Annotated in this window: 19 protein-coding genes and 1 tRNA gene; 8 read left to right on the top strand and 12 right to left on the bottom strand. The window is 68.4% G+C overall.

Going from position 1 to position 23,266, the window contains the following annotated elements; genetic code table 11:
- Positions 1-125 precede the first annotated feature (125 nt).
- The 5 genes from IM776_RS02510 to IM776_RS02490 all read left to right on the top strand — a co-directional run bounded on the left by IM776_RS02510 (position 126) and on the right by IM776_RS02490 (position 6,570).
- Positions 126-491 carry an L-rhamnose mutarotase gene (locus IM776_RS02510; RefSeq protein WP_194421507.1) on the top strand — a complete coding sequence of 122 codons (366 nt, stop codon included), beginning with the start codon at positions 126-128 and terminating at the stop codon, positions 489-491.
- A 2-nt stretch (positions 492-493) separates the two neighbouring features.
- On the top strand, positions 494-1,657 hold the full coding sequence (gene rhaI / locus IM776_RS02505; RefSeq protein ID WP_194421506.1) for an L-rhamnose isomerase: 1,164 nt from the start codon (positions 494-496) through the stop codon (positions 1,655-1,657).
- A 34-nt stretch (positions 1,658-1,691) separates the two neighbouring features.
- Positions 1,692-2,999 carry an MFS transporter gene (locus IM776_RS02500; RefSeq protein WP_228479872.1) on the top strand — a complete coding sequence of 436 codons (1,308 nt, stop codon included), beginning with the start codon at positions 1,692-1,694 and terminating at the stop codon, positions 2,997-2,999.
- A gap of 26 nt (positions 3,000-3,025) precedes the next feature.
- Positions 3,026-5,062, top strand: a complete 2,037-nt coding sequence (locus IM776_RS02495) for a bifunctional aldolase/short-chain dehydrogenase (protein ID WP_194421505.1) — start codon at positions 3,026-3,028, stop codon at positions 5,060-5,062.
- A gap of 155 nt (positions 5,063-5,217) precedes the next feature.
- Complete coding sequence (locus tag IM776_RS02490; RefSeq protein ID WP_228480010.1) at positions 5,218-6,570, top strand: rhamnulokinase; 1,353 nt, start codon at positions 5,218-5,220, stop codon at positions 6,568-6,570.
- 15 nt (positions 6,571-6,585) lie between these two features.
- On the opposite strand, the gene IM776_RS02485 is transcribed toward IM776_RS02490, so the two are convergent.
- The 5 genes from IM776_RS02485 to IM776_RS02465 all read right to left on the bottom strand — a co-directional run bounded on the left by IM776_RS02485 (position 6,586) and on the right by IM776_RS02465 (position 12,704).
- Positions 6,586-7,467 (bottom strand): carbohydrate ABC transporter permease, encoded by an 882-nt coding sequence (locus IM776_RS02485; protein ID WP_194421503.1) that lies wholly within the window; start codon positions 7,465-7,467, stop codon positions 6,586-6,588.
- Positions 7,464-8,450 (bottom strand): carbohydrate ABC transporter permease, encoded by a 987-nt coding sequence (locus IM776_RS02480; RefSeq protein WP_194421502.1) that lies wholly within the window; start codon positions 8,448-8,450, stop codon positions 7,464-7,466. Before IM776_RS02480 ends, IM776_RS02485 begins: the two co-directional genes overlap by 4 nt.
- Before the next feature lie 7 nt (positions 8,451-8,457).
- Positions 8,458-9,819, bottom strand: a complete 1,362-nt coding sequence (locus IM776_RS02475) for an ABC transporter substrate-binding protein (protein ID WP_228479871.1) — start codon at positions 9,817-9,819, stop codon at positions 8,458-8,460.
- Positions 9,820-9,893: 74 nt separating this feature from the next.
- Positions 9,894-11,501 carry a glycoside hydrolase family 13 protein gene (locus tag IM776_RS02470; RefSeq protein WP_194422473.1) on the bottom strand — a complete coding sequence of 536 codons (1,608 nt, stop codon included), beginning with the start codon at positions 11,499-11,501 and terminating at the stop codon, positions 9,894-9,896.
- Between the two features lie 198 nt (positions 11,502-11,699).
- Entirely contained in the window at positions 11,700-12,704 is a 1,005-nt protein-coding gene (locus tag IM776_RS02465) for a LacI family DNA-binding transcriptional regulator (protein WP_194421500.1), read from the bottom strand.
- A 136-nt stretch (positions 12,705-12,840) separates the two neighbouring features.
- Between IM776_RS02465 and nagE the strand changes: the two genes are divergently transcribed.
- Positions 12,841-14,772 carry an N-acetylglucosamine-specific PTS transporter subunit IIBC gene (gene nagE, locus IM776_RS02460; RefSeq protein WP_194421499.1) on the top strand — a complete coding sequence of 644 codons (1,932 nt, stop codon included), beginning with the start codon at positions 12,841-12,843 and terminating at the stop codon, positions 14,770-14,772.
- 32 nt (positions 14,773-14,804) lie between these two features.
- On the opposite strand, the gene IM776_RS02455 is transcribed toward nagE, so the two are convergent.
- From IM776_RS02455 to serS, 4 genes are all read right to left on the bottom strand, one after another.
- Positions 14,805-16,091 carry an LCP family protein gene (locus IM776_RS02455; protein ID WP_194421498.1) on the bottom strand — a complete coding sequence of 429 codons (1,287 nt, stop codon included), beginning with the start codon at positions 16,089-16,091 and terminating at the stop codon, positions 14,805-14,807.
- Between the two features lie 41 nt (positions 16,092-16,132).
- Positions 16,133-16,217 (bottom strand) — tRNA-Ser (locus IM776_RS02450).
- Between the two features lie 43 nt (positions 16,218-16,260).
- On the bottom strand, positions 16,261-17,091 hold the full coding sequence (locus IM776_RS02445; protein WP_194421497.1) for an HAD family hydrolase: 831 nt from the start codon (positions 17,089-17,091) through the stop codon (positions 16,261-16,263).
- The gene (gene serS / locus IM776_RS02440; RefSeq protein ID WP_194421496.1) at positions 17,088-18,395 is read right to left on the bottom strand and encodes a serine--tRNA ligase; all 1,308 of its coding nucleotides are present in this window, start codon (positions 18,393-18,395) and stop codon (positions 17,088-17,090) included. The genes IM776_RS02445 and serS overlap by 4 nt, the downstream gene beginning before the upstream one ends.
- A gap of 48 nt (positions 18,396-18,443) precedes the next feature.
- Between serS and IM776_RS02435 the strand changes: the two genes are divergently transcribed.
- A complete protein-coding gene (locus IM776_RS02435; RefSeq protein ID WP_194421495.1) occupies positions 18,444-19,442 on the top strand; it encodes a diacylglycerol/lipid kinase family protein in 999 nt (332 codons plus the stop codon).
- A 4-nt stretch (positions 19,443-19,446) separates the two neighbouring features.
- On the opposite strand, the gene IM776_RS02430 is transcribed toward IM776_RS02435, so the two are convergent.
- The 3 genes from IM776_RS02430 to IM776_RS02420 form a co-directional block, all read right to left on the bottom strand.
- Positions 19,447-20,208 carry a hypothetical protein gene (locus IM776_RS02430; RefSeq protein ID WP_194421494.1) on the bottom strand — a complete coding sequence of 254 codons (762 nt, stop codon included), beginning with the start codon at positions 20,206-20,208 and terminating at the stop codon, positions 19,447-19,449.
- A gap of 106 nt (positions 20,209-20,314) precedes the next feature.
- Positions 20,315-21,769, bottom strand: a complete 1,455-nt coding sequence (gene cls, locus IM776_RS02425; protein WP_194421493.1) for a cardiolipin synthase — start codon at positions 21,767-21,769, stop codon at positions 20,315-20,317.
- Between the two features lie 80 nt (positions 21,770-21,849).
- A complete protein-coding gene (locus tag IM776_RS02420) occupies positions 21,850-22,023 on the bottom strand; it encodes a hypothetical protein (RefSeq protein WP_194421492.1) in 174 nt (57 codons plus the stop codon).
- A 117-nt stretch (positions 22,024-22,140) separates the two neighbouring features.
- On the opposite strand from IM776_RS02420, the gene IM776_RS02415 reads away from it, so the two are divergent.
- Positions 22,141-23,265: a DUF4192 family protein gene (locus IM776_RS02415; RefSeq protein WP_194421491.1), complete on the top strand. Its 1,125-nt coding sequence runs from the start codon at positions 22,141-22,143 to the stop codon at positions 23,263-23,265.
- Position 23,266 lies beyond the last annotated feature (1 nt).

The following is a 23,266-nucleotide window of genomic DNA, read 5'->3' as shown; positions in this document are numbered from 1 at the left end:
GCATCCACCGCGCCGCTCACGCCTCCGGCGCGACTTGCGCGCGATCGTGACCCGGCCTACCCTTGAAACGATTCACCAGGGATGCCGCCACACAGCATCCGCGTCGGCCAAGGAGTCCGTCAAAGATGACCACACCGCATCGCGTCTGCTTCCAACTGCAGGTTCGACCAGACCTGCTGGACGAGTACCTGGAGTGGCACTCCCCCGTCTGGCCCGAGATGCTCGCCGAGATCGCTACCGCCGGCCGACGCAACTACTCCCTCTTCCTCGGAGAGGGCGGCACCCTGATCGGTTACTACGAGACCGATGACGACGAGGCCGCTCAGGCGTACCTCGCGCAGTCCGAGATAGCCACGCGCTGGGAAGCCGAGATGAGCCGCTTCTTCGTCGGCCTCGACGGTCGCCCCGACCAGGCAGCCACCCCTCTCAACGAAGTCTTCAACCTCGCGGAGCAGCTCTCCGCCACCGCATCCGACGACGAAAGCGAATGACCATGAGCATTCTCACCCCCGAAATCCTCGCGGAACTCGAGAAGCAGTCCATCGAGCTCCCCTCCTGGGCATTCGGGAACTCGGGCACCCGTTTCAAGGTGTTCGGCACGCCCGGCACGCCGCGCGACCCGTTCGAGAAGATCGCGGATGCCGCGCAGGTGCACAAGCACACCGCCCTGGCACCGGTCGTGGCGCTCCACATCCCGTGGGACATGGCCGACTTCGACGACCTGCGCAAGCACGCCGAGGATCACGGCGTCTCGCTCGGCACCGTCAACTCCAACACTTTCCAGGACGACGACTACAAGTTCGGCGCCCTCACCCACGAGGACGCCGCGATCCGCCAGAAGGCGATCGACCACCACCTCGCCTGCATCGACGTGATGGATGCCACAGGCTCGCGCGACCTGAAGATCTGGCTCGCCGAGGGCTCCAACTACCCCGGCCAGGCCGATCTGCGCGGCCGTCAGGACCGTCTGCAGGAGTCGCTGCAGAAGATCTATGCGCGCCTCGGCGACGACCAGCGCCTCGTGCTCGAGTACAAGTTCTTCGAGCCGGCGTTCTACCACACCGACGTTCCGGACTGGGGAACCTCCTACGCCCAGGTCAGCGCACTCGGCGACAAGGCGATGGTGTGCCTGGACACCGGCCACCACGCCCCCGGCACGAACATCGAGTTCATCGTCATGCAGCTGCTGCGCCTGGGCAAGCTCGGCTCGTTCGACTTCAACTCGCGCTTCTACGCCGACGACGACCTGATCGTGGGCGCCGCTGACCCGTTCCAGCTGTTCCGCATCCTGTTCGAGGTCGTCCGCGGCGGCGGCCTCAACAACCCCGACGTGGCGTTCATGCTCGACCAGTGCCACAACGTCGAGGACAAGATCCCCGGCCAGATCCGCTCGGTGCTGAACGTCCAGGAGATGACCGCGCGTGCGCTGCTGGTCGACAAGGATGCTCTCACCGCAGCCCAGCGCTCGGGCGACGTTCTCGCGGCCAACGCCGTGTTCATGGACGCCTTCTACACCGACGTGCGCCCGGCACTGGCCGAGTGGCGCGAGTCGCGCGGCCTCGCTGCAGACCCGATGGCCGCGTACGCGGCATCCGGATACCAGCAGATGATCGCCGCGGAGCGGGTCGGCGGCGTCCAGGCCGGCTGGGGCGCATAAGCGCCGAACGAGCGAACGGATTCGAGGAAGAGCCATGAGCAACACCACAACAAGCAAGCGTCCGCTGACGGCCTGGAAGGCCACCATCGCCGTCGCGATGTCGAACTACATCGAAGCCGGCGCGATCATCGCCCTCGCCACGAGCCTGACTCTGTGGCAGGGGGAGTTCGGGTTCGACGACGCCGCCGTCGGCCTCGTCGCCGCCCTGAGCGCGAACGCTTTCGGCGCCGCGATCGGCGCGGCGATCGGCGGCCCGCTCTGCGACCGCCTCGGCCGCAAGTTCATCTACACGTACGACCTGATCCTGTTCATGATCGGGGCGTTGATGGTGACGTTCTCGCCGAACTTCGCTGTGCTGCTCATCGGCGTCATCCTCATGGGCATCGCGGTCGGTGCCGGCGTCCCGGCATCCTGGACCTACATCGCCGAGGAGGCGCCCAGCGAGCAGCGCGCAGCGCACGTCGGCACCGCTCAGCTGGCCTGGTCGATCGGCCCGGCCATAGGCTTCCTTCTCGCCGTGGTGCTCGGCCCGCTCGGCATCGTCGGATCCCGCATCATCTTCTTCCATCTCTTCGTCATCGCAGCCGTCACCTGGTGGGTGCGACGCGGCCTTCCGGAGTCGACGCGGTGGAAGGAACAGCGCGAATCGGATCGAGCCAACGGCGTCAAGGTCTCGATGTTCTCCGGGATGCGCGGGCTACTGTCCGATCGCCGCAACCTCGGCGCGCTCCTCTTCCTGCTCGGCGTCTACGGTCTGTGGAACACCGTCGCGGGACAGGCCGGCATCTTCCAGCCGCGCGTCTACGACGCTGCCGGCCTCCACGACCCGATGCAGCAGAACCTGCTCCAGGTGCTGGTGTGGACCCTCACCGCCGCCGCGACCTACTTCGGATTCATGCGCTACGGCGACCGCGTCAGCCGGCGCTGGCTGTACTTCGGCGGTGCCCTGCTGGGCGTCATCGCCTGGGTCGTGCTCGTCTTCGCCCCTCCCGGACTCGGCTCGCTGCTGTTCTTCGCCGTCGCATGGGGCATCTCCGCCGGTCTCGGCGCGCAGGCGTTCTATGGGCTGTGGACCGCCGAGCTGTTCGCGACGAAGTACCGCGCCAGCGCCCAGGGGATGCTGTTCATGCTCGCCCGCGTGATGGTGGGGCTGCTGAGTCTCGTCTTCCCCGTGCTGCTGACCAGCTGGGGCCTCGCCCCGCTCGGGATGCTGATCATCGGCCTGCTCGTGGCCGCACTGCTGATCGGCACGATCTGGGCGCCCAAGACCGAGGGCAAGACCCTCGAGCAGATCGAGCAGGAGCGCTACGGCGCTTCTGCCGAGACCACCACCGTTGCGTGACCTTCCATACACGAAAGACGACTGAGATGACCAACCACACCGCTGCAGCCCTCATCGAGCGCTCGAACCGCCTGGGCTCCGACCCCAAGAACACGAACTACGCCGGCGGCAACACCTCCGCCAAAGGTACGGAGATCGATCCGGTCACCGGTCAGCCGGTCGAGCTGATGTGGGTCAAGGGCTCCGGCGGAGACCTCGGCACGCTGAAGGAGCAGGGCCTCGCGGTTCTGCGCCTGGACCGCATGCGCGCGCTCGTCGACGTCTACCCGGGCATCGAGCGCGAAGACGAGATGGTCGCCGCGTTCGATTACTGCCTGCATGGCAAGGGCGGGGCCGCGCCCTCGATCGACACCGCCATGCACGGGCTGGTGGATGCCGCGCACGTCGACCACCTGCACCCCGACTCCGGCATCGCGATCGCGACGGCGGCCGATGGCGAGGAGCTGACCGCGAAGATCTTCGGCGACAAGGTCGTGTGGGTGCCGTGGCGCCGCCCCGGCTTCCAGCTGGGCCTCGACATCGCCGCGATCAAGGCGAAGAACCCGCAGGCGATCGGATGCATCCTCGGCGGCCACGGCATCACCGCCTGGGGCGACACCTCGGAGAAGGCCGAGGCGAACTCGCTGTGGATCATCGACACGGCAGCCGCCTACATCGCCGAGAACGGCAAGGCAGACCCGTTCGGCGGCATCCGCGCCGGTTTCGAAGCCCTGCCCGAGGCCGAGCGTCGTGAGCGTGCGGCAGCGCTGGCCGGCACGATCCGCGGAATCGCCTCCACCGACAAGCCCATGGTCGGCCACTTCACCGACTCCGACGTCGTCCTCGACTTCCTGGCATCCGAGAAGGCCCCCGGCCTCGCAGCCCTCGGCACGAGCTGCCCCGACCACTTTCTGCGCACCAAGGTCAAGCCGCTGATCCTCGATCTGCCGGCCACGGCGACGCTGGACGAGCAGATCGCGCGCCTGCATGAGCTGCACACCGAGTACCGCGCCGACTACCAGGCCTACTACGACGCGCACGCGACCGACGAGTCCCCCGCGATCCGCGGCGCGGACCCGCTGATCGTGCTGGTGCCGGGCGTGGGCATGTACTCCTACGGCGCGAACAAGCAGACCGCTCGCGTGGCAGGCGAGTTCTACGTCAACGCGATCAACGTCATGCGCAGCGCCGAGGCGCTGTCGACCTACTCCCCCATCTCGGATGCCGAGAAGTTCAACATCGAGTACTGGGCGCTCGAGGAGGCGAAGCTGCAGCGGATGCCGAAGCCCAAGTCACACCAGGGGCGCATCGCGTTCGTCACTGGTGCCGCCTCCGGCATCGGCAAGGCCATCGCCACCCGCCTCGCCGCCGAGGGCGCCTGCGTCGTCGTCGCCGACCTCGACCTGGAGAAGGCGCAGGCCGCAGCCGCCGAACTCGGCAGCACGGACGTCGCGATCGGCGTCGCCGCGAACGTCGCGGATGCCGGCGCCGTGCAAGCCGCGCTGAACGAGGCCGTCCTCGCCTTCGGCGGCGTCGACCTCGTCGTCAACAACGCCGGCCTCTCGCTGTCGAAGCCGCTGCTCGAGACCACCGAGAAGGACTGGGACCTGCAGCACGACGTCATGGCGAAGGGTTCCTTCTTCGTCTCCAAGGCCGCCGCACGGGTGCTCATCGACCAGAAGCTCGGCGGCGACATCATCTACATCTCGTCGAAGAACTCCGTCTTCGCCGGCCCGAACAACATCGCCTACTCGGCGACCAAGGCCGACCAGGCGCACCAGGTGCGACTGCTGGCCGTCGAGCTCGGCGAGCACGGCATCCGCGTCAACGGCATCAACCCCGACGGCGTCGTGCGCGGCTCGGGCATCTTCGCCTCCGGCTGGGGCGCGAACCGCGCCGCCACCTACGGCGTCGCCGAAGAGGACCTCGGACAGTTCTACGCGAACCGCACGATCCTCAAGCGCGAGGTCGTGCCCGAGAACGTCGCGGATGCCGTGTACGTGCTGACCGGACCCGAGCTGTCCCGCACGACCGGACTGCACATCCCGGTCGATTCTGGCGTCGCCGCCGCGTTCCTGCGATGACGAATGACGCGTCTTCCCCCCACGGGTCGTTGAGCGAGCGAAGCGAGACGAAACGGGTTGAGCGAGGAGCGCAGCGACGAGTCGAAACCGCATCACACGGCGAATCCCCCCGCGCCGTCGCGGCCGTCGACCTCGGCGCCACCAGTGGCCGCGTCATGATCGGCCGCGTCGGCCCGGACACACTCGACCTCGAGCTCGTCTCGCGGTTCCCGAACGGACCGGTGGAGCGCGAGGACGGTCTCCACTGGGACTTCGATGCCCTCTACGGGCACATCGTCGAAGGCCTCGCTGAGGCCGTGCGCCGGGAGCCGGCGATCGAGAGCATCGGCATCGACTCCTGGGCCGTCGACTACGGCCTGCTGCGGGGCGGAGAGCTGCTCGTCCAGCCGTTCCACTACCGTGACGAGCGCACGGCGCCAAGCGTCGCCGAGGTGCACGAGATCGCCCCCTTCGAAGAGCTCTACCAGCGCAACGGACTGCAGTTCCTGCCGTTCAACACCCTGTACCAGTACCGCGTCGACGAGCGCATGAAGGATGCCGACACCGCCCTCCTCATTCCGGACCTGATCGCCTACCTCCTCACCGGTGCGAGCGTCGCCGAGCGCACGAACGCGTCGACGACGGGGCTGCTCGGGGTCGAGACCGGCGAGTGGGATTTCGCACTCGCCGAACGCCTCGGCATCGATACGGCCCTGCTGCCCGAGCTCGCCGACCCCGGAACGGTGATCGGAACGCTGCGCCCCGAGCTGGCTGCACAGATCGGCAGGGACCTTCCCGTGATCGCGGTCGGCTCGCACGACACGGCATCCGCCGTCGTCGCCGTGCCGCTCTCCTCGCCGGATTCGGCTTACATCTCGTGCGGGACGTGGGGCCTGGTGGGCGTGGAGCTCACCGAGCCAGTGCTGACGGATGCCGCGCGCGAGGCGAACTTCACGCATGAACTGGGCGTCGACGGCCGCTACCGTTTCCTGCACAATGTCACCGGTCTCTGGCTCCTCAGTGAGACGGTTCGGGCCTGGGAGGCGGAGGATGGCGTGACGATCGACCTGCCCGAGCTGCTGGATGCGGCGGCATCCGTCACGGGTGAGATCGCGCTGTTCGACGCGAACGACCGGTCGCTGAGCGCTCCGGGCGACATGCCGGCGCGCATCGCGGCGGTGCTGAGCGCGCAGGGATCCTCCGTGCCGCAGGGCAGACCCGCATTCGCCCGCACAATCGTGGAGAGCATCGCCGTCGCGTTCGCGGATGCCGTGCAGACGGCCGCTGAGCTCTCGGAGCGCGAGCTCGACAGCATCCACCTCGTCGGGGGCGGGTCTCTGAACCGCCTGCTCTGCCAGGCGACCGCCGACCGCACAGGGCTCCCGGTGCTCGCCGGCCCCGTCGAGGCGACGGCGCTCGGCAACGTGCTCGTGCAGGCGCGTGCGCTCGGCGCCGCTCCCGCAACCCTCGAGGAGCTGCGGAACCTCGTCGCCCGCACGCACGAGCCGGTGCGCTTCGACCCGCGCTGAGCGGAGTACCGCCACTCACCCCTTCACCGCGCCACCCATCCCGGCGCCGTTGAGGAAAAGCCGCTGGAAGACCAGGAACAGCGCGATCGGGATCACGGTCGAGATCGCGAGAGCGGCGAGGAACACGTCGAGCTCGATGAACTGCTGCAGCGCGGGCAGCCGCACCGACAGCGGCTGGATCGCGGGGTCGGGCAGGACGAGCATCGGCCAGAGGAAGTCCTTCCACGCCCCGATCACCGCGAAGACCGACACCACACCGATGATCGGCTTCGACATCGGCAGCACGATGGACCAGAACATCCGGTAGTTGCCGGCACCGTCCATCCGTGCGGCTTCGAACACCTCGCGCGGCAGCGAGTCGAAGAATCGCATGACCAGCAGCACGTTGAACGCGTTCGCGCCAGCCGGCAGCCAGACCGCCCAGAACGTGTTGATCATCGACTCGCCGAGCAGCGGCGGATCGACGATGGTGAGGTACAGCGGCACCAGCAGCACGATGCTCGGCACGAACAGCGTCGCCAGAACCAGCGCGACGACGATCTTCCCGTAGCGCGGCCGGAGCACCGAGAGCGCGTAACCGGCGGTCGTCGCGACGAGCACCTGCACTGCCCACACGCCGGCGGCGATGATGACCGTATTGAGGAAGAACCGGTCGATCTCCACCCGCGACCAGGCGGTGATGAGGTTCTCCCAGTCCATCCCGTTCGGCCACAGCGCCAGCGGCGTGCGCAGGGTGTCCTGCGTCGGCGTGATCGCCGACTTCGCCAGCCACAGGATCGGCCCCAACCCCACGACGAAGAGCGAGACGAGGAGGATGACATGGCTCGCCCGCGTCGCCGCACGGACACGAGGACGCCGCCAGTCGGCGGACGACAGGATGCCGCGATCCGCACTCATGACGTGCTCCAGCTGCGCGTGAGACGGAAGTAGATCACCGAGAAGATCGCCAGCACGATCGCGAGCATGATGCTGAGCGCTGTGGCGGCGCCGTAGTCGCCGCCGAGGCTGTTCTGGAACGCATACTTGTAGATGAGCAGCAGCACGGTCATGGTCGAGTTCGCCGGTCCTCCGCCCGTGAACAGGAACGGCTCCAGGAACACCTGCGCGGTCCCGATGATCTGCAGGATGAACGTGACGAGCAGCACGCCGCGCAGCTGCGGCATCGTGACGTGCCACACCTTCCGCCACACCCCTGCCCCGTCGACCTCGGCCGCGTCGTAGAGCTCCGGCGCAACCCCGACGAGGGCGGCCAGGTAGATGATGATCGTTCCTCCGGCCGCCGACCAGGTGGCGAACAGCACGAGCGACGGCATCGCACTCGCCTGGTCCTGCAGCCACGGCAGCGGACCCGCACCGAACCATCCGAGGATCGTGTTGAAGACCCCGGTGGGAGATGCGTCGTAGAAGAACTTCCACAGCAGCGCCGACACCACCGGCGGCACGACGACTGGAAGGTACGCCAGCGCGCTGTAGAGCCCGCGGCGCTTGCGCACCTCGCTCATCAGCACGGCGACCGCGAGCGGGATGGGGTAGCCGAGCAGCAGCGCGAGCAGGGCGAAGTACAGCGTGTTGACCACGGCGGTGCCGAGCAGCGGGTCGGCCAGCACACGACCGAAGTTGTCGAACCACACCCACTCCGGCTCGGTGATGAGGTTCGTCTTCTGGAAGGCCATCACCGCGGAGTCCACGATCGGCTTCCAGGAGAAGAGCACGAAGCTGAACAGCAGCGGAAGCAGGAAGACGAATGTGCTCACGCCGCCCCCGCCGAGCCACTTCCGAGTCCGCCGCGCGGTCCTCGGACTCGGCGCGGCGGACTGCTCGATCGTCGACGCCGCCGCGGGGGCGCGCGGCGGCGTCGACACGGGCGATATCTGCGTCATCGAGCGATCACTCGGCCTGGGCGTAGATGCCCTCGGCCTGCGCCTGGGCGTCGGCGAGGAGCGCGGCGATGTCGGCGTTCTCATCGGTGAGCACGGCCTGCACGACCATGTCGAGCACGGCGTACACCTCCTGCGTCGCCGTGCGCGGCTCCGGCAGGATCGCCTGGTCGAAGATCTGGTCCGTGTACGGCGCCATCTGCTCGACCGGCACGTTGATGAACTCAGAGATCCACTCGCGGTTCTGGTCGAACAGCTCCTGGTCGAACACCGGCAGCTCCGGCGCCCCCACAGGCTGATCCAGCGACGCGGACAGCTCCGCCGAGGTCTTCGCGGCCTCCTCGTTCGTGATCTTGCCCATGTAGTAGAAATCGATCCAGCTGACCGCGGCGGCCTGCTCGGCATCCGTCGCCTTGGGATTGACCGCCGCGAGCGTTCCCCCGCCGAGCACGCCGGGGTCGGCGCCTTCCAGCGGCAGGACCGTCAGGCCGTAGTCGTCCGGGTTCAGCGCGTTCTGGGTCACGAGGTTCGGGTAGTTGCCGCCACCGGAGATGTACATGCCGATCCGTCCGGCCGCGAAGTCCTGGTTAATGGTGCCCCAGTCGTAGAGGAAGTTCGACCCCATCGCGTTGTCTTCCCAGCGCAGCCCGTGCAGATACTCGAGCACCTCCGCCACCTCGTCCGAGTCGATCACGGGCGCGGATCCCTCCGCGTCCTCGGTGCGCCCGCCGAAGGCGTTCACGGTCGTCGTGAGGATCCACCCGCCGGTGTTGCCGGAGGTCATCGTCGCGTAGCCGGCCTGACCGGTGGCATCCGCGATCTTCTTCGCGTACTCGCGCACCTCGTCCCAGCTGGTCGGCGGCTGGTCGGGGTCCAGGCCCGCCTCCTCGAACAGCGTGCGGTTGTAATGCAGTCCCTGCCCGTACGCGGCGATCGGCACGGCCCACATGTCGCCGTCGGCGTCCTCGCCCGCCTGGGCGACGTTCGGGTTGAACTGGTCGGCGTAGGGCAGCTCCGCGACGAGGCCGCTGATGTCGGCGATCTGCTCGCGCTCGATGAGCCCGCGTCCGTCCGTGAAGGGGATCGGGAACACGTCGGGCAGCGTGCCGCCCGCGAGCTCGGCCGCGAACGTGGTCCCGGTCCAGGTGTACTCCTGCGCCTCGACGGTGACGTCGGGGTTCGCGTCCTCGAACTCGGCCACGCGCGCGTCGAACGTCTCCCTGGCCTCCGGCTCGAGGCCGGCATCGATCGCGACCTGGATCGTCACCGGACCATCGGCCTCGGCGGGATCGTCGGCCGCGCCCGCGCAGCCGGCGAGCAGCGCCACGGCCGATGTCATCGCGACCGCACCGAGGGCGGTCCGTCGGATCATGAACGTCATTGTCTGGTCCTTTCGTGCTGTGTGTCGGCGACCGCGGCGCGGACGCTCTCCTTGCGTCGTCCGGCTCAGAGGGCGAGCCAGATCGTGGAGTCCGGTGGCAGCGTCGCGCCGTCGAGCGCGCTGCTGGAGAGGATCACGGAGCGGTGCGCTGGCAGCGGCACGGCGACGGCGCCGAGGTTCGTCATGCTGATCGTCGCCTCCCCGCGGCGGAACGCCAGAACATCGGCGCCGAGGTCGAGCCACGCCATTCCGCCGCGCAGATCGTCACGCTCCCGCCGGATGCGCAGGGCATCGCGGTAGAGGTTCAGCATGGATGCCGGATCCGCCGACTGCGCCTCGGCGCTGAGGCTCGCCCAGTCCGCCGGCTGGGGCAGCCACGGCGTGCCGCCGAATCCGTACGGCGAGGCGTCTCCCGACCATGGCAGGGGCACGCGGCATCCTTCGCGCCCTGGATCGACACCGCCTGAACGGAAGTGCATCGGGTCCTCGATGGCGTCGCGCGGAACCTCGACCTCGGGGAGCCCGAGCTCGTCGCCCTGATAGATGTAGAGGCTTCCCGGCAGCGCCGCCACGAGCAGCGCCGCCGCCCGAGCGCGCCGCGTACCGCGCTCCAGATCGCTCGGCGTGCCGAAGCGCTTGCGATCGAACGCGAAGCCGGAGTCGGCGCGTCCGTACCGCGTGACCGGTCGCGTGATGTCGTGGTTGGAGAGCACCCAGGTCGCCGGTGCTCCGACCGGCGCGTGCTCGGCAAGCGTACGGGTGATCGATGCGCGCATCGCCGCCGCACTCCACGGCTGGGTCATGAAGTCGAAGTTGAACGCGGTGTGCATCTCGTCAGGGCGGAGGTAGCGGGCGAAGCGCTCGGCGTCGTCGAGCCAGACCTCCCCGACCAGCACGCGTTCGCCTTCGTACTCGTCGGCCACCGCGCGCCAGCCGCGGTAGATGTCGTGCAGCCCGTCGCGGTCGAGGTGGGGGTGCTCGCCGGGCGCGGCCGGCGCGGCCGGAAGCAAGGGGAGCGCCGGATCCTTCACGGGCAGCGCGGCGGAGTCGATCCGGACGCCCGCGACGCCGCGGTCGAACCAGAATCGCAGGATGTCCTCGTGCTCACGCCGGACATCGGGGTGGTTCCAGTTGAGGTCCGGCTGCTCGGGTGTGAACAGGTGCAGATACCACTCCCCCGGCGTCCCGTCGGGCTCGGTCGTGCGGGTCCAGGTCTCGCCCTGGAAGCTGGAGACCCAGTCCGTCGGGATCACGTCGCCGTTCGCGCCCCGGCCCGGGTGGAACCAGAACCGCTCCCGTTCCGGGCTGCCGGGACCGGCGGCCAGCGCCTGCTGGAACCACTCGTGCCGGTCGGAGACGTGGTTCGGGACGATGTCGATGATCGAGCGGATGCCGAGGGCGAGGGCCTCTTCGATGAGGTGCTCCGCCTGCGCGAGGGTGCCGAAGCGCGGATCGATGTCGCGGTAGTCCTGCACGTCATAGCCCCCGTCGGCGAGCGGGCTCGGATACCAGGGGTTGAACCAGATCGCGTCGACGCCGAGATCCTTGAGGTAGCCGAGGCGGGTGCGCACACCGGCGAGGTCGCCCGTGCCGTCGCCGTCGCCGTCCGCGAAGCTGCGGACGTAGAGCTGATAGATGACGGCGTCCCGCCACCATCCGGCGTCGGTCGGCATGACAACGGTTCGAGCGCTCGTGCTCGTCAGGACCTCGGTGTCCACATCTCTCCTCAGCGTCGGTGCGTTCGGTGATTTGAAATGTAGCTTCTCGAATGGTCTAACGCAAGATCTTTATTATTTGCTGCAATTTTTGGATCTGCCCACGGCACACGAACGGCGACCCGCCGAAAGGCGCGCCGCGTGGTGGTGAGGGCGTCAGACGACCGGAGCCGTGGACGCGCGCAACACCAGCTCGGGCTCGAACAGCAGCTCGTCGCCGCTCTCGCTGGTGCCGGCGATCTGCGACAGCAGCAGTTCGATGACCGTGCGGCCCATCGACTCGATCGGCTGCCGCACGGTCGTGAGCGGTGGCTCGGTGCAGCTCATCAGCGCGGAGTCGTCGAAGCCGACGACGCTGATGTCCTCCGGAACGCGCAGGCCCGCGCGGCGCGCCGCGCGCACAGCCCCGAGCGCGATCGGGTCGCTCGCGCAGACGATCGCCGTCGCCCCGGCGGCGATCAGGCGAGACGCTCCGGCTTGCCCCGACTCGAGCGAGTACAGTCCGCGCACGACCATGTCGTCCTCGAGCGGTGAACCGAGCTTCTTCAGCAGCGGCCGCGCAGCGTCCAGCTTGCGCTGCGAAGGGAGGTGATCGGTGGGTCCGAGGAGCATCCCGATCCTGCGATGCCCCAGCTGGTGCACGTGCAGCACCGCCTGCTCCGCCGCTGCGGCGTCGTCCGTCGAGACCGTGGGGAACGCGAGCCCGGGGATGCGGGCGTTGACCAGCACGGTGGGCAGCTTCACCTGGCGCAACCGTTCATAGTGCGCGTGCGGCGCTTCGGCCTGGGTATAGTTGCCGCCGAGGAAGATCACGCCGGACACCTGCTGGGCCAGCAGAAGGTCGACGTAGTCGGCCTCGGTCACGCCGCCCGCGTTCTGGGTGCACAGCAGAGGCGTGTAGCCGTTCTGGGTGAGCGCTCCTCCGACGATCTCGGCGAGCGCGGGGAAGATCGGGTTCTGCAGCTCGGGCAGCACGAGGCCGACGAGCCTGGCGCGCTCCCCGCGCAGCTTGGTGGGCCGCTCATAGCCGAGGATGTCGAGTGCGGTCAGGACCGCCTGCCGCGTCCCCTCGGAGACGCCGGGCTTCTCATTCAGCACGCGGCTCACGGTCGCCTCGCTCACCCCGACCTTGCGCGCCACCTCTGCCAGTCGCTTCGACATGGGGCAAGTGTACGCAAGAACTTGCGTGATCACGCAAACGCCCGATTCATCCACAGATCCGGAGCGCAGCACCCGTTCGCGCCCGCCGGGGAGTATCGTGACCCGACGGAATCCGCTCTCGACGAGGAGATGTCAGATGAAGTTCTTGCAGAGACTGGGCCGGTCGATCATGCTGCCGGTCGCCGTCCTCCCCGTGGCGGCGATCCTGTCCGGCATCGGCTACTGGATCCAATCCGCCGCCGGCGACAACATCGCCTCGGCGTTCCTGAGCGCGGCCGGTGGCGCGCTGCTCGACAACATGGCGCTGCTGTTCGCCGTCGGCATCGCGTTCGGCATGGCGACCAAGTCCGACGGCACCGCGGCCCTCGCAGGGCTCGTCTCCTGGCTGACGGTGACGACGCTGCTGAAGCCCGAAACCGTGGCTCTGCTGACCGGAGCTGGAGACGTCAACGAGGTCGATCCCGCGTTCCTGAAGGTGCAGAACGTCTTCGTCGGCATCGTCTGCGGTCTGATCGGCGCGTGGTGCTACGACCGGTTCAAGGACACCAAGCTGCCCGACGCGCTGTCGTTCTTCTCCGGGAAGCGCTCCGTCGCGATCGTCACGGCGGGCATCTCGCTCGTCCTGGCGATCGTGCTCTTCTTCCTCTGGCCGTTCGTCTACGGCGGGCTGGTCACCTTCGGTGAGTGGATCGTCACCCTCGGCCCCGTCGGCACCGGCATCTACGGCTTCCTCAACCGGCTCCTGATCCCGGTCGGCCTGCACCATGCCCTGAACTCGGTGTTCTGGTTCGACGTCGCCGGCATCAACGACCTGAACAATTTCCTGGCCGGCGAGGGGACCTACGGGGTGACCGGCCAGTACATGACCGGCTTCTTCCCCGTCATGATGTTCGGCCTGCCGGGAGCGGCTCTCGCGATGTATCTGACGGCGAAGACCAAGCGCAAGAAGATCGCCTACGGCATCCTGCTCTCCGGCGCGATCTCGTCGTTCTTCGTCGGCGTGACCGAGCCGCTCGAGTTCGCCTTCATGTTCCTCGCACCGCTGCTCTACCTCATCCACGCGATCTTCATGGGCATCTCGATGGCGATCGCCGCGATCCTCCCCGTGCGGATGGGCTTCGGCTTCTCCGGCGGCTTCATCGACCTCGTACTGGGCTGGGCGAATCCGATGGCCCAGAATCCCTGGCTCATCCTCGTGCTGGGCGCGTTCTGGTTCGTCATCTACTTCGTCGTCTTCTACTTCGTGATCAAGCGCTTCAACCTGAAGACGCCGGGTCGCGAGGACGACGAGATCGATGCGATGGATGCCGCGTCCTCGGGCCCCGACGACGCCTACCTCGCGACCGCCAGCCGTTTCCTGGATGCGCTCGGAGGCAAGGAGAACATCACCGAGCTGGAGAACTGCGCGACGCGCCTGCGTCTTGAGGTCGCCGACGTCAACAAGGTGGATGCCGCAGCCCTCAAGCGCGCGGGAGCGGCGGGCACGATGAAGTCGGGCGGCCGCGCGGTTCAGGTCGTCTACGGCCTGAACGTGCAGTTCGTGAAGGATGCCATGGAACGGCTGATCTCCGGCACGGCCGAGCCCGTCCCCGGCCCGCCCGCCGGACCCGCCGCCGCGGTGCTCACCGAGGCGCCGCCAACCCCCGCCACCGGTCGAAGGATCAGGGTGCGTCAACCGCTTCAGGGCGCGATCGTCCCTCTCGCCGACGTTCCGGATGCCACGTTCTCCGAGGGCATCATGGGCCCGGGGATCGCGATCCGCCCGAGCGGCGACCTCGTGATCGCCCCGGCGGATGGCGTCGTGGAGGGCGTGTTCCCGACCAGCCATGCGGTCGCGCTGCGGCTCGATGATGGCACGGAGCTGCTCATCCACGTCGGCGTCGACACGGTGAAGATGGATGGCGACGGCTTCGAGACCCTGGTCGAGAAGGACGCTCACGTCACCGCGGGCACACCCCTGCTACGCTTCGACACGGCGAAGATCATCGCCGCCGGGCTCTCGCCTCTCACGCCGGTGATCGTCCTGAACGACGAGAACGCCGAGATCGAGTTCACCTCACCTGCGTGACCGGCGTCTCCGAGCGGGAGCCGCCGTCCGCGCTACTGGCGGACGTTGCCGTTGGAGCAGGTCTGCTGCGCCGCGGAGTTTCCCCTGATCGAGTCGGGGAGTTGCGTGACGCCCTCGGTCGGCGCAGGGGTCTCGGTGCCCTCAGTGCCCTCAGTGCCCTCGGTCGGCGCGGCGGGTTCCGTGGTCTCCTCCGGGGGTTCGGTGGAGGCCTCGTCCTTCACGACGACACCGTCGTTCGCCGTGTTCTCATGCGTGACCTGCAGCTGCTGGTTCGCGTTGATCGCATCCCACATCGCCAGGGCCGACGCCGAATCCGGCACGACCTTGTTGGCGTTGTCAGGGTCTGTGAACGTCGGATACTGCAGGAACACGATGTCCTCGAACGGCACATCCTTCACCGCGAGGCCGACCTGCACGATCGTCATCGGGTTGGTCAGCGACGTGCTGGCCTCGAGGTTGCTCAGCGCGGTGTGAGCGAGTCGCAGCATGACCGGCACGTTGCCGAGCACCTCGCCGCTGATGAGCTTGCGGGCGAGGCTCGACATGTACTGCTGCTGGTTGCCGATGCGTCCGAGGTCGCTGCCGTCACCGACGCCGTGACGGGTCCGCAGGAACTGCAGAGCTTTCAGACCGGAAACGGTGTGGGTGCCGGCATCCATGTTGAGGCCGGTGTGGTAATCCTGGATCGGGCTGGCGAGGCAGACATCCACGCCGCCGATCGCATCGGTGATCTCGATCACCCCGCCGAAGGTGACTGCTCCCGCGAACTCGATGTCCTGGCCGGTCAGCGCGGAGACGGTCGTGGCGACGCAGTTCAGCCCGCCATAGCTGTATGCGGTGTTGAGCGGCTGCTTGCTCATCGCGGAGGTCGTGCTGCCGTCTTCGCGAGTGCACTCGGGGATCGGCAGCATCAGATCGCGCGGGAAGCTCACCGCAGTGATCCGGCGGGGCTCCTCCGAGACGTGCATGAGGATGTTCACGTCATTGAGAGTGCCCCCGGCATCCGATCCGGAGCAGCGGTTGCCGAACAGGTGGGCGTACTCCTCCTCGCAGCTGTCGGTGCCGACCAGCAGAAGGTCGAAGCCGCCCTCGTACTCGCTGATGTCCGGCGGGACCGACTTCTGCCCGTCGAGTTCAACGGCATCCGCCGTGGCCGTGCCGTACAGGTCGCTGACGACGAATGCGCCGACGCTGATGCCGCTCACCAGCACGACGGCGAGCGCGACGCCGAGGATCTTCAGCAGCTGGCTGATCGGGCCCGGGGTCCGCAGCTGACCGTGGCGCGCCACGGTCCTACGGCGACGGATCTTCTCGCTCACTCAGTGCCTTTCAAACGCGGAGGGTGCCTCCAGCACTTCTGCGGAGGGTGTGGGATTCGAACCCACGAGACATCTCTGCCCACTGGTTTTCAAGACCAGCTCCATCGGCCGCTCGGACAACCCTCCTCGACGGATGAATCCGCCGATCAGTGGTCGAGTCTAGCCGCTTTCATTCTCCCGCCCTGACCTGGGCGAGCCCTGGATACCCGAGCAGCGAGTCGAGGGCGTCCGCGAGGCCGCCGTCCTCGACGATTCCGGTGACCTCGCCGGCGGCATCCTTCACCTCATCGGGCGCCTGCCCCATGGCGACTGCGCGTCCTCCGAGCCCACGCGCCCACTCGAACATGCCGACGTCGTTGCGTCCGTCGCCGACGACGAGCGTCTTGCCGCCGTCGATGCCGAGTTCGGCGTGCACGCGCGCCAGCGCGCTGCCCTTGTCGACGCCCTGCGGCGCGATGTCGAGCCAGGCGGTCCAGCCGATCGCGTAGGAGACCTCGTTGAGGCCGGTCTCGGTCACGATGCGGTGGAAGTCCTCCTCATCGTGCCCCGGCGAGACCACGACGACGCGCGAGACCGGCAGTGCGCCGAGCTCGTCGATCTCCACCTGGCGACCGCCCTCGAGCGTCCAGTCGCCGACCTCGCCCGTGAACAGCCGCGTGCCATCGCCGAGCTCGACCATGTAGTGGGCCTCGGGAAGGCGTTCGGTGAGCAGCTCCAGCACCTGACGGGGGTCGAACGTCTCGACGTGCCAGCGCTCCCAGCCGTCGGTGACGCGGCGCATCGTGACCGCGCCGTTCGAGCAGACGACGTAGTCGGCGGCGATCTCGAGCTCATCGACCCAGCGCTCGGTCGCCGCCCAGCTGCGCCCGGTCGCGATCGTGACCACATGGCCGGCGTCGCGCACGCGTGCGACGGCCTCCGGCACTCCGGGGCTCATCGTCTCGTCCTGCAGGATGATCGTGCCGTCGACGTCGAGCCCGACGAGCCAGGGAGAGCTCACTTCGCGTCCTGCGCGGTTGCGCTCCGGCCCACCGGCTCGAGCACTCCCAGCCCGCCCAGGTACGGCCGCAGCACCTCCGGCACGCGGACGGATCCGTCCTCCTGCTGGTGGGTCTCGAGCAGCGCGACGATCCATCGTGTGGTGGCGAGAGTGCCGTTCAGCGTCGCGACGTGCTCCGTCTTGCCCGTGGCCCCGTCCGTCGCGGGACGGTGCCGCACATCCAGCCGGCGCGCCTGGAACGTCGTACAGTTCGACGTCGAGGTCAGCTCGCGGAAGGCGTTCTGCGTCGGCACCCACGCCTCGATGTCGTACTTGCGCGCGGCGCTCGAGCCGAGGTCGCCCGCGGCGACGTCGATGACACGGTACGACAGCCCGAGGGAGGTCAGCATCTCCTCCTGCAGCGCGACGAGGCGCAGGTGCTCAGCCTCGGCATCCGCGGGATCGGTGTAGACGAACATCTCCAGCTTGTTGAACTGGTGCACGCGGATGATGCCGCGGGTGTCCTTGCCGTACGAACCCGCCTCCCGGCGGTAGCAGGTCGACCAGCCGGCGTAGCGCAGGGCGCCGGCGGCCAGGTCGACGATCTCGTCCTTGTGGTACCCGGCGAGCGCGACCTCGCTGGTTCCGACGAGGTACAGGTCGTCGTCCTTGTCGAGGTGGTAGACCTCATCGGCGTGCTCGCCGAGGAACCCGGTGCCCTGCATGATCTCCGGACGCACCAGCGTGGGCGTGATCATCGGCACGAAGCCGTTCTGCAGCGCCTTGTCGAGGGCGAGGTTCATCAGCGCGATCTCGAGCCGCGCGCCGATCCCCTTCAGGAAGTAGAACCGTGCACCGGACACCTTCGCCCCGCGTTCCATGTCGATCGCGCCGAGCAGCTCGCCGAGCTCGAGGTGGTCGCGCGGTTCGAAGGAGAACACGGGGGTCTCGCCGACGCGGCGCAGCTCGATGAAGTCGGCCTCTCCGCCGGCGGGCACGCCGTCGATCACGACGTTCTCGATGCGCGCGAGAGCGGATGCCGCGGCATCCGCCGCCTGGTTCGCCTCCTGCTGCGCCTGCTTGACGCGGTCGGCGAGCTCCTTGGCCTGCGCGACGAGCGCGGCCTTCTCCTCTTTGGGCGCCTTGGCGACCTGCTTTCCGAAGGCGTTCTGCTCGGCGCGCAGGTCCTCGAAGGCGGTGAGCGCTGCGCGACGCGATCGGTCCGCCTCGATCGCTGCGTCGACGGTGGAGGCATCGTGGCCGCGCGCGGACTGCGAGCGGCGGACGATCTCGGGCTGGTCGCGGAGGAGGGCGAGGTCGATCATTCCTCAAGTTTAGGGTGTGCCACTTCGTCGCGCCGTAGAGTGATCGCCATGACGAAGAGCACGGCACTGCACCGCCAGGCGGCCCTCGTCTACAACCCGATCAAGGTCGATGAGAAGCGCCTGCGCGCCGCGCTGCGGCATCAGTGCAGGGAAGCCGACTGGGCGCCTCCGCTGTTCTATCCGACGACGGTCGAGGATGCCGGCCAGCAGGCGACCCGCGAAGCGATCGCCGAAGGCGTCGACGTCGTGCTCGTGGCCGGCGGCGACGGCACAGTGCGCGCGGTCGCCGAGGCGATGGCGGGCACCGATGTGCCGCTGGCGATCGTCCCCAGCGGCACGGGCAATCTGCTCGCCCGCAACCTCGGTCTTCCGCTCCTCGATCCCGACAAGATGATCCGCGCGGCGCTCGGTGATCTCCGGCATCCGATCGACATCGGTTGGGCAGAGCTCACCAGGGAGGACGGCGAGTCGAGCGAGCATGCCTTCGTCGTTCTCGCGGGCATGGGCCTGGATGCCGACATGATCGCGAACACCCGGCCGGATCTGAAGAGGTCCGTCGGCTGGGTCGCGTATGTCGACGGTGCCGCACGCTCGCTGCCGAGCGCGAAGCCGTTTCGCATCGTCTACCAGGTCGACGAATCCCGGCTGCACTCGACCAAGGTGCACAGCGTCCTGTTCGCCAACTGCGGCACGCTCCCCGCCGGCATCGCCCTCATCCCCTCCGCATCGATCGCCGACGGCGTCATGGACGTGGCGCTCATCCAGCCCACCGGTCCCCTCGGCTGGCTGGGCGTCTGGCGCAAGATCTGGTGGGACAACTCGGTGCTGCGCCGGTTCCGCGCCGGACGCCTGGTGCTGCAGCGGCGCGGCAGGGACGCCTCGGTGCGCTATCTGCGCGGGCAGTCAGCCGAGGTCGGGCCGATCGCGCCGACGGCGATCGAACTGGACGGGGATGAGTTCGGTCTCGCCGTACGCATCCGCTGCCGAGTTGCGCCGGATGCGCTGCTGCTCGCGCTGCCGGAGGGGCATCCCGTCGAGAGACTCTGATGCCTCAGCCGCGGATGACGCTCACCGTGCCGTCGAGGTTGTCGCCGACGAGCGTGAGGGTGAATTCGCCGTCGTCGCGATCGGCGTCGTCGTCAGCGGCGTCATCGTCGCTGAGCCCGATGACGGTGGCGCGCCCGGCCATGTCCATGGTGCACACGCCGTCCTGCGTGGTGAACGTCACGGTCGCGCCGCCGGCCTGCTCCTCCACGCCCTCGACCATCGGCGGGCAGGTGGACGAGCCCCAGGTGAGGAGCACGATGCCCTCGTCGTCGAACCATCCGGCGCTCGGCGCGAACTCGGTGGTGTCGCCGGGGACGCCCGTGAGCGCCGCGTTGCCGTCGAGGTCCACGTCATCCGTGACATCGCCCATGGTGACCGTGAACTCGACGTCCTTGGTGGGGTCGACGCCCTCCGGGAACGCCCCGACGCTCGCCCTCGGTGCGAGGTCGGCCGTACAGGCCTGCTCGGCGCCGTCGGCGCTCGGCGCATCGATGAGAGAGACCGCGACGTTCTGCCCTTCGGCGGTGATCTCGTCGACGACCGGGATGCAGGTGGAGGAGCCCCACGTGACGATCGCGAACATGCGTCCGTCGTCGAGCCAGGCGGCTTCGACGTCGTCGCTCGAGACGGGCGCCGTGGTGCCGCCGTCATCGGGCGTCGCACTGCTCTCCGGCGATTGCCCGCCCGGGGACCAGGCGCAACCGGTGAGAAGGAGAGCCGCGGCGAGCGCAGCGGCAGCAGAGAGCGCCAGACGCGAGGTGACCATGCGTTCAGGTTACTCCGGCGCGGCGGACGCCGCAGGCTGTCTCGAAAGGGCATTCCGGCACGGTGACGAGCCGTTCGACCGTGCCGAACCGCCCTCTCGGCGCCAGTTACTGGAGCGCGGAAGTGAGGCGCGCGAGATTGTCCAGCACCCGCGAGCGCAGCGGCTGCTGCATCCACTCCTCGAGGGTGAGCTCGCGGCTGAGCGCGCGGTACTCGTCCTCGAGGGCGCGCATCTCGGCGACGAACTCTTCGCCCCTGACCAGCATCGAGATCTCGAGATTGAGGCCGAAGGAGCGCATGTCCATGTTGCTCGAGCCGATCACCGCGACATCGTCGTCGATCGTCAGGCTCTTGGTGTGCAGGATGTAGGGCTTGCGATACATCCAGATACGAACGCCCGCCCGCAGCAGCGCTTCGTAGTAGCTGCGCTGGGCGTGGTAGACGACGGCCTGGTCGCCCTCCTCTGATACGAACAGCTCGACCTTCACCCCTCGGTCGCACGCCGCGCTCACCGCGAGCAGGAGCGCTTCGTCGGGAACGAAGTACGGGCTGATGATCATGGCCTTGCTCTGCGCGCCGTACAGCAGCGCGAGGAAGAGGCGCAGGTTGTTCTCCACCACGAAGCCGGGACCGGACGGCACGATCTGGCAGTCGAGGTCGCCGGTGCCGATCTCGGCGCGAGTGAGCTCGATCTCGCCGAGGATCTCGTCCGTCTCGCTGTACCAGTCGCTGAGGAACACCGCGTTCAGCGCGAGCACGATGGGCCCGTCCACACGAACCATCAGGTCGACCCAGTGCAGGCCGCGCTTGATGTTCTTCGGCAGGTTGTAGGTGGAATCCGTGATGTTCTGCGAACCGAGGTAGCCGACCTTGCCGTCGACCACGAGGAGCTTGCGATGGTTGCGCAGGTCGGGACGCTGCATCCGCCCCTTCAGCGGCTGCATGGGCAGCATCAGATGCCACGCGGCTCCCATCGCGTCCAGGCGACGGATCGTGTCGCGGTACCGCGGCTTCCACCGGTTCGCCCAGTGGTCGAGAAGTACGCGCACCGGGATGCCGCGGGCGGCGACCTCCTCGAGCGCGCGGAAGAAGTTGTCGGTCGAGGCATCCGACTGCAGGATGTAGAACTCGACATGGACGTACTCTTCGGCCGCCCGGATCGCCTCCGCCATGGCGTCCAGTGACTCCTGATAGCCGCTGATCAGGTGAGCGCCGTTGTCACCCGAGATCGGCAGCGCCCCCATCTTCTCGTTCATGTGCACCACTGACCGGAGCCACTCCGGCGCATTCGGGCGCAGGGTACCGAAGTGCAGCTGGTGGCTGGTCTCGGCTATGTACCGGTTGATCTGGTCCTGTTTGCGCCGACGCGCGCGCGGCAATCGGGGGTTCCCGATGAGAAGGAACAGCAGGACGCCGACGTAGGGGATGAAGAAGACGGCGAGCAACCAGGCCATCGCCGCGGTCGGGCGACGGTTGCGCGGGATGATGATGATCGCGGTGATGCGGATGGCGATGTCGATCACGAGGGCGAAGATCAGCACCCACAACGGCCACCGTTCCATGCGCTTCACCCCCGGGCATCCGGCATCAGACGCCGGGTCCGGCGCTGGACTCAGCGTAGCCGGTGCTGCAGACCTCGCCGTCAGATGCGGGGAGGCAGTCCGCGCGCCGCGCGCTCCTCGGCCTCGATCTGCGCGTGGACCTTGCGCTCGGTGCGGTCGAAGCGGATGATTCCGCGCAGCACGAAGAAGAAGACGACGCTCACTCCCAGGGTCGGCAGGATCGACCACGCCACCGCCAGCCAGAAGTTGTCCATGCCTCCATCGTACGCGGTCATCCTGTGGCTCAGCCCACTCCTCCTGCACAGCGGCGGATGCGGGACCCGGCCTGTGAGTACCGGTTCTCGAGGTGCCTGCTCGGCCACACTCGCGGCATGAGCACAGTCCTGAAAGCCACAGATTCCGCCGATTTCCTCGGCCTCGTCCCGGCCCTGGCCGGATTCACGCCACGGCAGAGCGTCGTGCTGCTGCCGTTCCAGCGATCGCGCGCGCACGGCGCGATGCGCATCGATCTCCCCCACGACGACGCCGACTTCGACGAGTACGTGGACACCGCGATCGGATTGCTCTCCCGCGTCAGCGGGACGGATGCCGTCGCCGTGATCGTCTACACGGATGAGCTGCCGCAGCACACCCGTGACGGCATGGTCCTTCCCGAGACCGTCGTCGTCGAGGACCTGCTGTCGCTCGCCGCGGACTCCGGGCTGCGCATCGTGGACGCCCTGTGCGTCATGCCGTGCGGCTGGTCGAGCTACGTCGGGGACGAGCCCGAGCTGTACCCGCTCGACGAGATCCCCGAGACGCCGGCGCTCCCCGGCATCGCCGACGTCTCGGGCGACCAGGATGCCGGTGCCGATCTGCCGTCCGTCGACTTCGCGGAGAAGGAGCGTGTGGGACGGGCTCTGCGCGACCTGTCGGACGTGCTCGCGCACGACGGGTCGCCGCACGCCGAGCGCGAGAATCCGCAGGCGCTGGCCGCGACACTCCTGCTCGACGACATCCCGCTGTTCTTCGAGACGGCGCTGGAGCGTCCGGAGAACCTGCCGCCGTTCATGTCGGCCGCGCTGCTGTGGTGCCTGAACCGCCCGGCCTTCCGCGATGCCGCGCTGCTGCAGTGGGCGACGGACCTGCCCACCGGAATCCGCGCTCTCGACGCACAGCTCGCCTTCACGCACGAGGGCATGACCGTGCCGCCGGAGCTGGGGCGGCTGTTCGTCGGCCAGGGCGACGCGCCGGATCCCGACCGGCTGCGCGTGGCCCTCTCGCTGGTGCGCAACGTCGCGGCCCGCGCGCCGCGCGCGTCGCGCACGGCGCCGCTGACCGCGGCCGCGTGGCTGTCCTGGGCGCTCGGGCGCTCGACCCATGCGGCGCGCTACCTCGAAGCGGCCGGCGAGATCGACCCCGACTACCCGCTGGCGCGCCTGCTGTGCGCCCTGATCGACGCCGCCGTGCTTCCCGAGTGGACGTTCCGCCGCGGCAGCGGCCTGGACGCCGGCTGAG

Origin of the sequence: Microbacterium abyssi (genome assembly GCF_015277895.1) — a bacterium.
In the GTDB taxonomy this organism is placed as follows: domain Bacteria; phylum Actinomycetota; class Actinomycetes; order Actinomycetales; family Microbacteriaceae; genus Microbacterium; species Microbacterium abyssi.
Note: the sequence above shows the minus strand (reverse complement) of the source record. Positions and strands in the feature narration are given on the sequence as shown.

Bases quoted from the DNA above. Each gene is read 5' to 3' on its own strand.
- IM776_RS02510 (WP_194421507.1), top strand. From the start codon at position 126: ATGACCACACCGCATCGCGTCTGCTTCCAACTGCAGGTTCGACCAGAC.
- rhaI (WP_194421506.1), top strand. From the start codon at position 494: ATGAGCATTCTCACCCCCGAAATCCTCGCGGAACTCGAGAAGCAGTCC.
- IM776_RS02500 (WP_228479872.1), top strand. From the start codon at position 1,692: ATGAGCAACACCACAACAAGCAAGCGTCCGCTGACGGCCTGGAAGGCC.
- IM776_RS02495 (WP_194421505.1), top strand. From the start codon at position 3,026: ATGACCAACCACACCGCTGCAGCCCTCATCGAGCGCTCGAACCGCCTG.
- IM776_RS02490 (WP_228480010.1), top strand. From the start codon at position 5,218: ATGATCGGCCGCGTCGGCCCGGACACACTCGACCTCGAGCTCGTCTCG.
- IM776_RS02485 (WP_194421503.1), bottom strand. From the start codon at position 7,467: ATGAGTGCGGATCGCGGCATCCTGTCGTCCGCCGACTGGCGGCGTCCT.
- IM776_RS02480 (WP_194421502.1), bottom strand. From the start codon at position 8,450: ATGACGCAGATATCGCCCGTGTCGACGCCGCCGCGCGCCCCCGCGGCG.
- IM776_RS02475 (WP_228479871.1), bottom strand. From the start codon at position 9,819: ATGATCCGACGGACCGCCCTCGGTGCGGTCGCGATGACATCGGCCGTG.
- IM776_RS02470 (WP_194422473.1), bottom strand. From the start codon at position 11,501: ATGCCGACCGACGCCGGATGGTGGCGGGACGCCGTCATCTATCAGCTC.
- IM776_RS02465 (WP_194421500.1), bottom strand. From the start codon at position 12,704: ATGTCGAAGCGACTGGCAGAGGTGGCGCGCAAGGTCGGGGTGAGCGAG.
- nagE (WP_194421499.1), top strand. From the start codon at position 12,841: ATGAAGTTCTTGCAGAGACTGGGCCGGTCGATCATGCTGCCGGTCGCC.
- serS (WP_194421496.1), bottom strand. From the start codon at position 18,395: ATGATCGACCTCGCCCTCCTCCGCGACCAGCCCGAGATCGTCCGCCGC.
- IM776_RS02435 (WP_194421495.1), top strand. From the start codon at position 18,444: ATGACGAAGAGCACGGCACTGCACCGCCAGGCGGCCCTCGTCTACAAC.
- IM776_RS02430 (WP_194421494.1), bottom strand. From the start codon at position 20,208: ATGGTCACCTCGCGTCTGGCGCTCTCTGCTGCCGCTGCGCTCGCCGCG.
- cls (WP_194421493.1), bottom strand. From the start codon at position 21,769: ATGGAACGGTGGCCGTTGTGGGTGCTGATCTTCGCCCTCGTGATCGAC.
- IM776_RS02420 (WP_194421492.1), bottom strand. From the start codon at position 22,023: ATGGACAACTTCTGGCTGGCGGTGGCGTGGTCGATCCTGCCGACCCTG.
- IM776_RS02415 (WP_194421491.1), top strand. From the start codon at position 22,141: ATGAGCACAGTCCTGAAAGCCACAGATTCCGCCGATTTCCTCGGCCTC.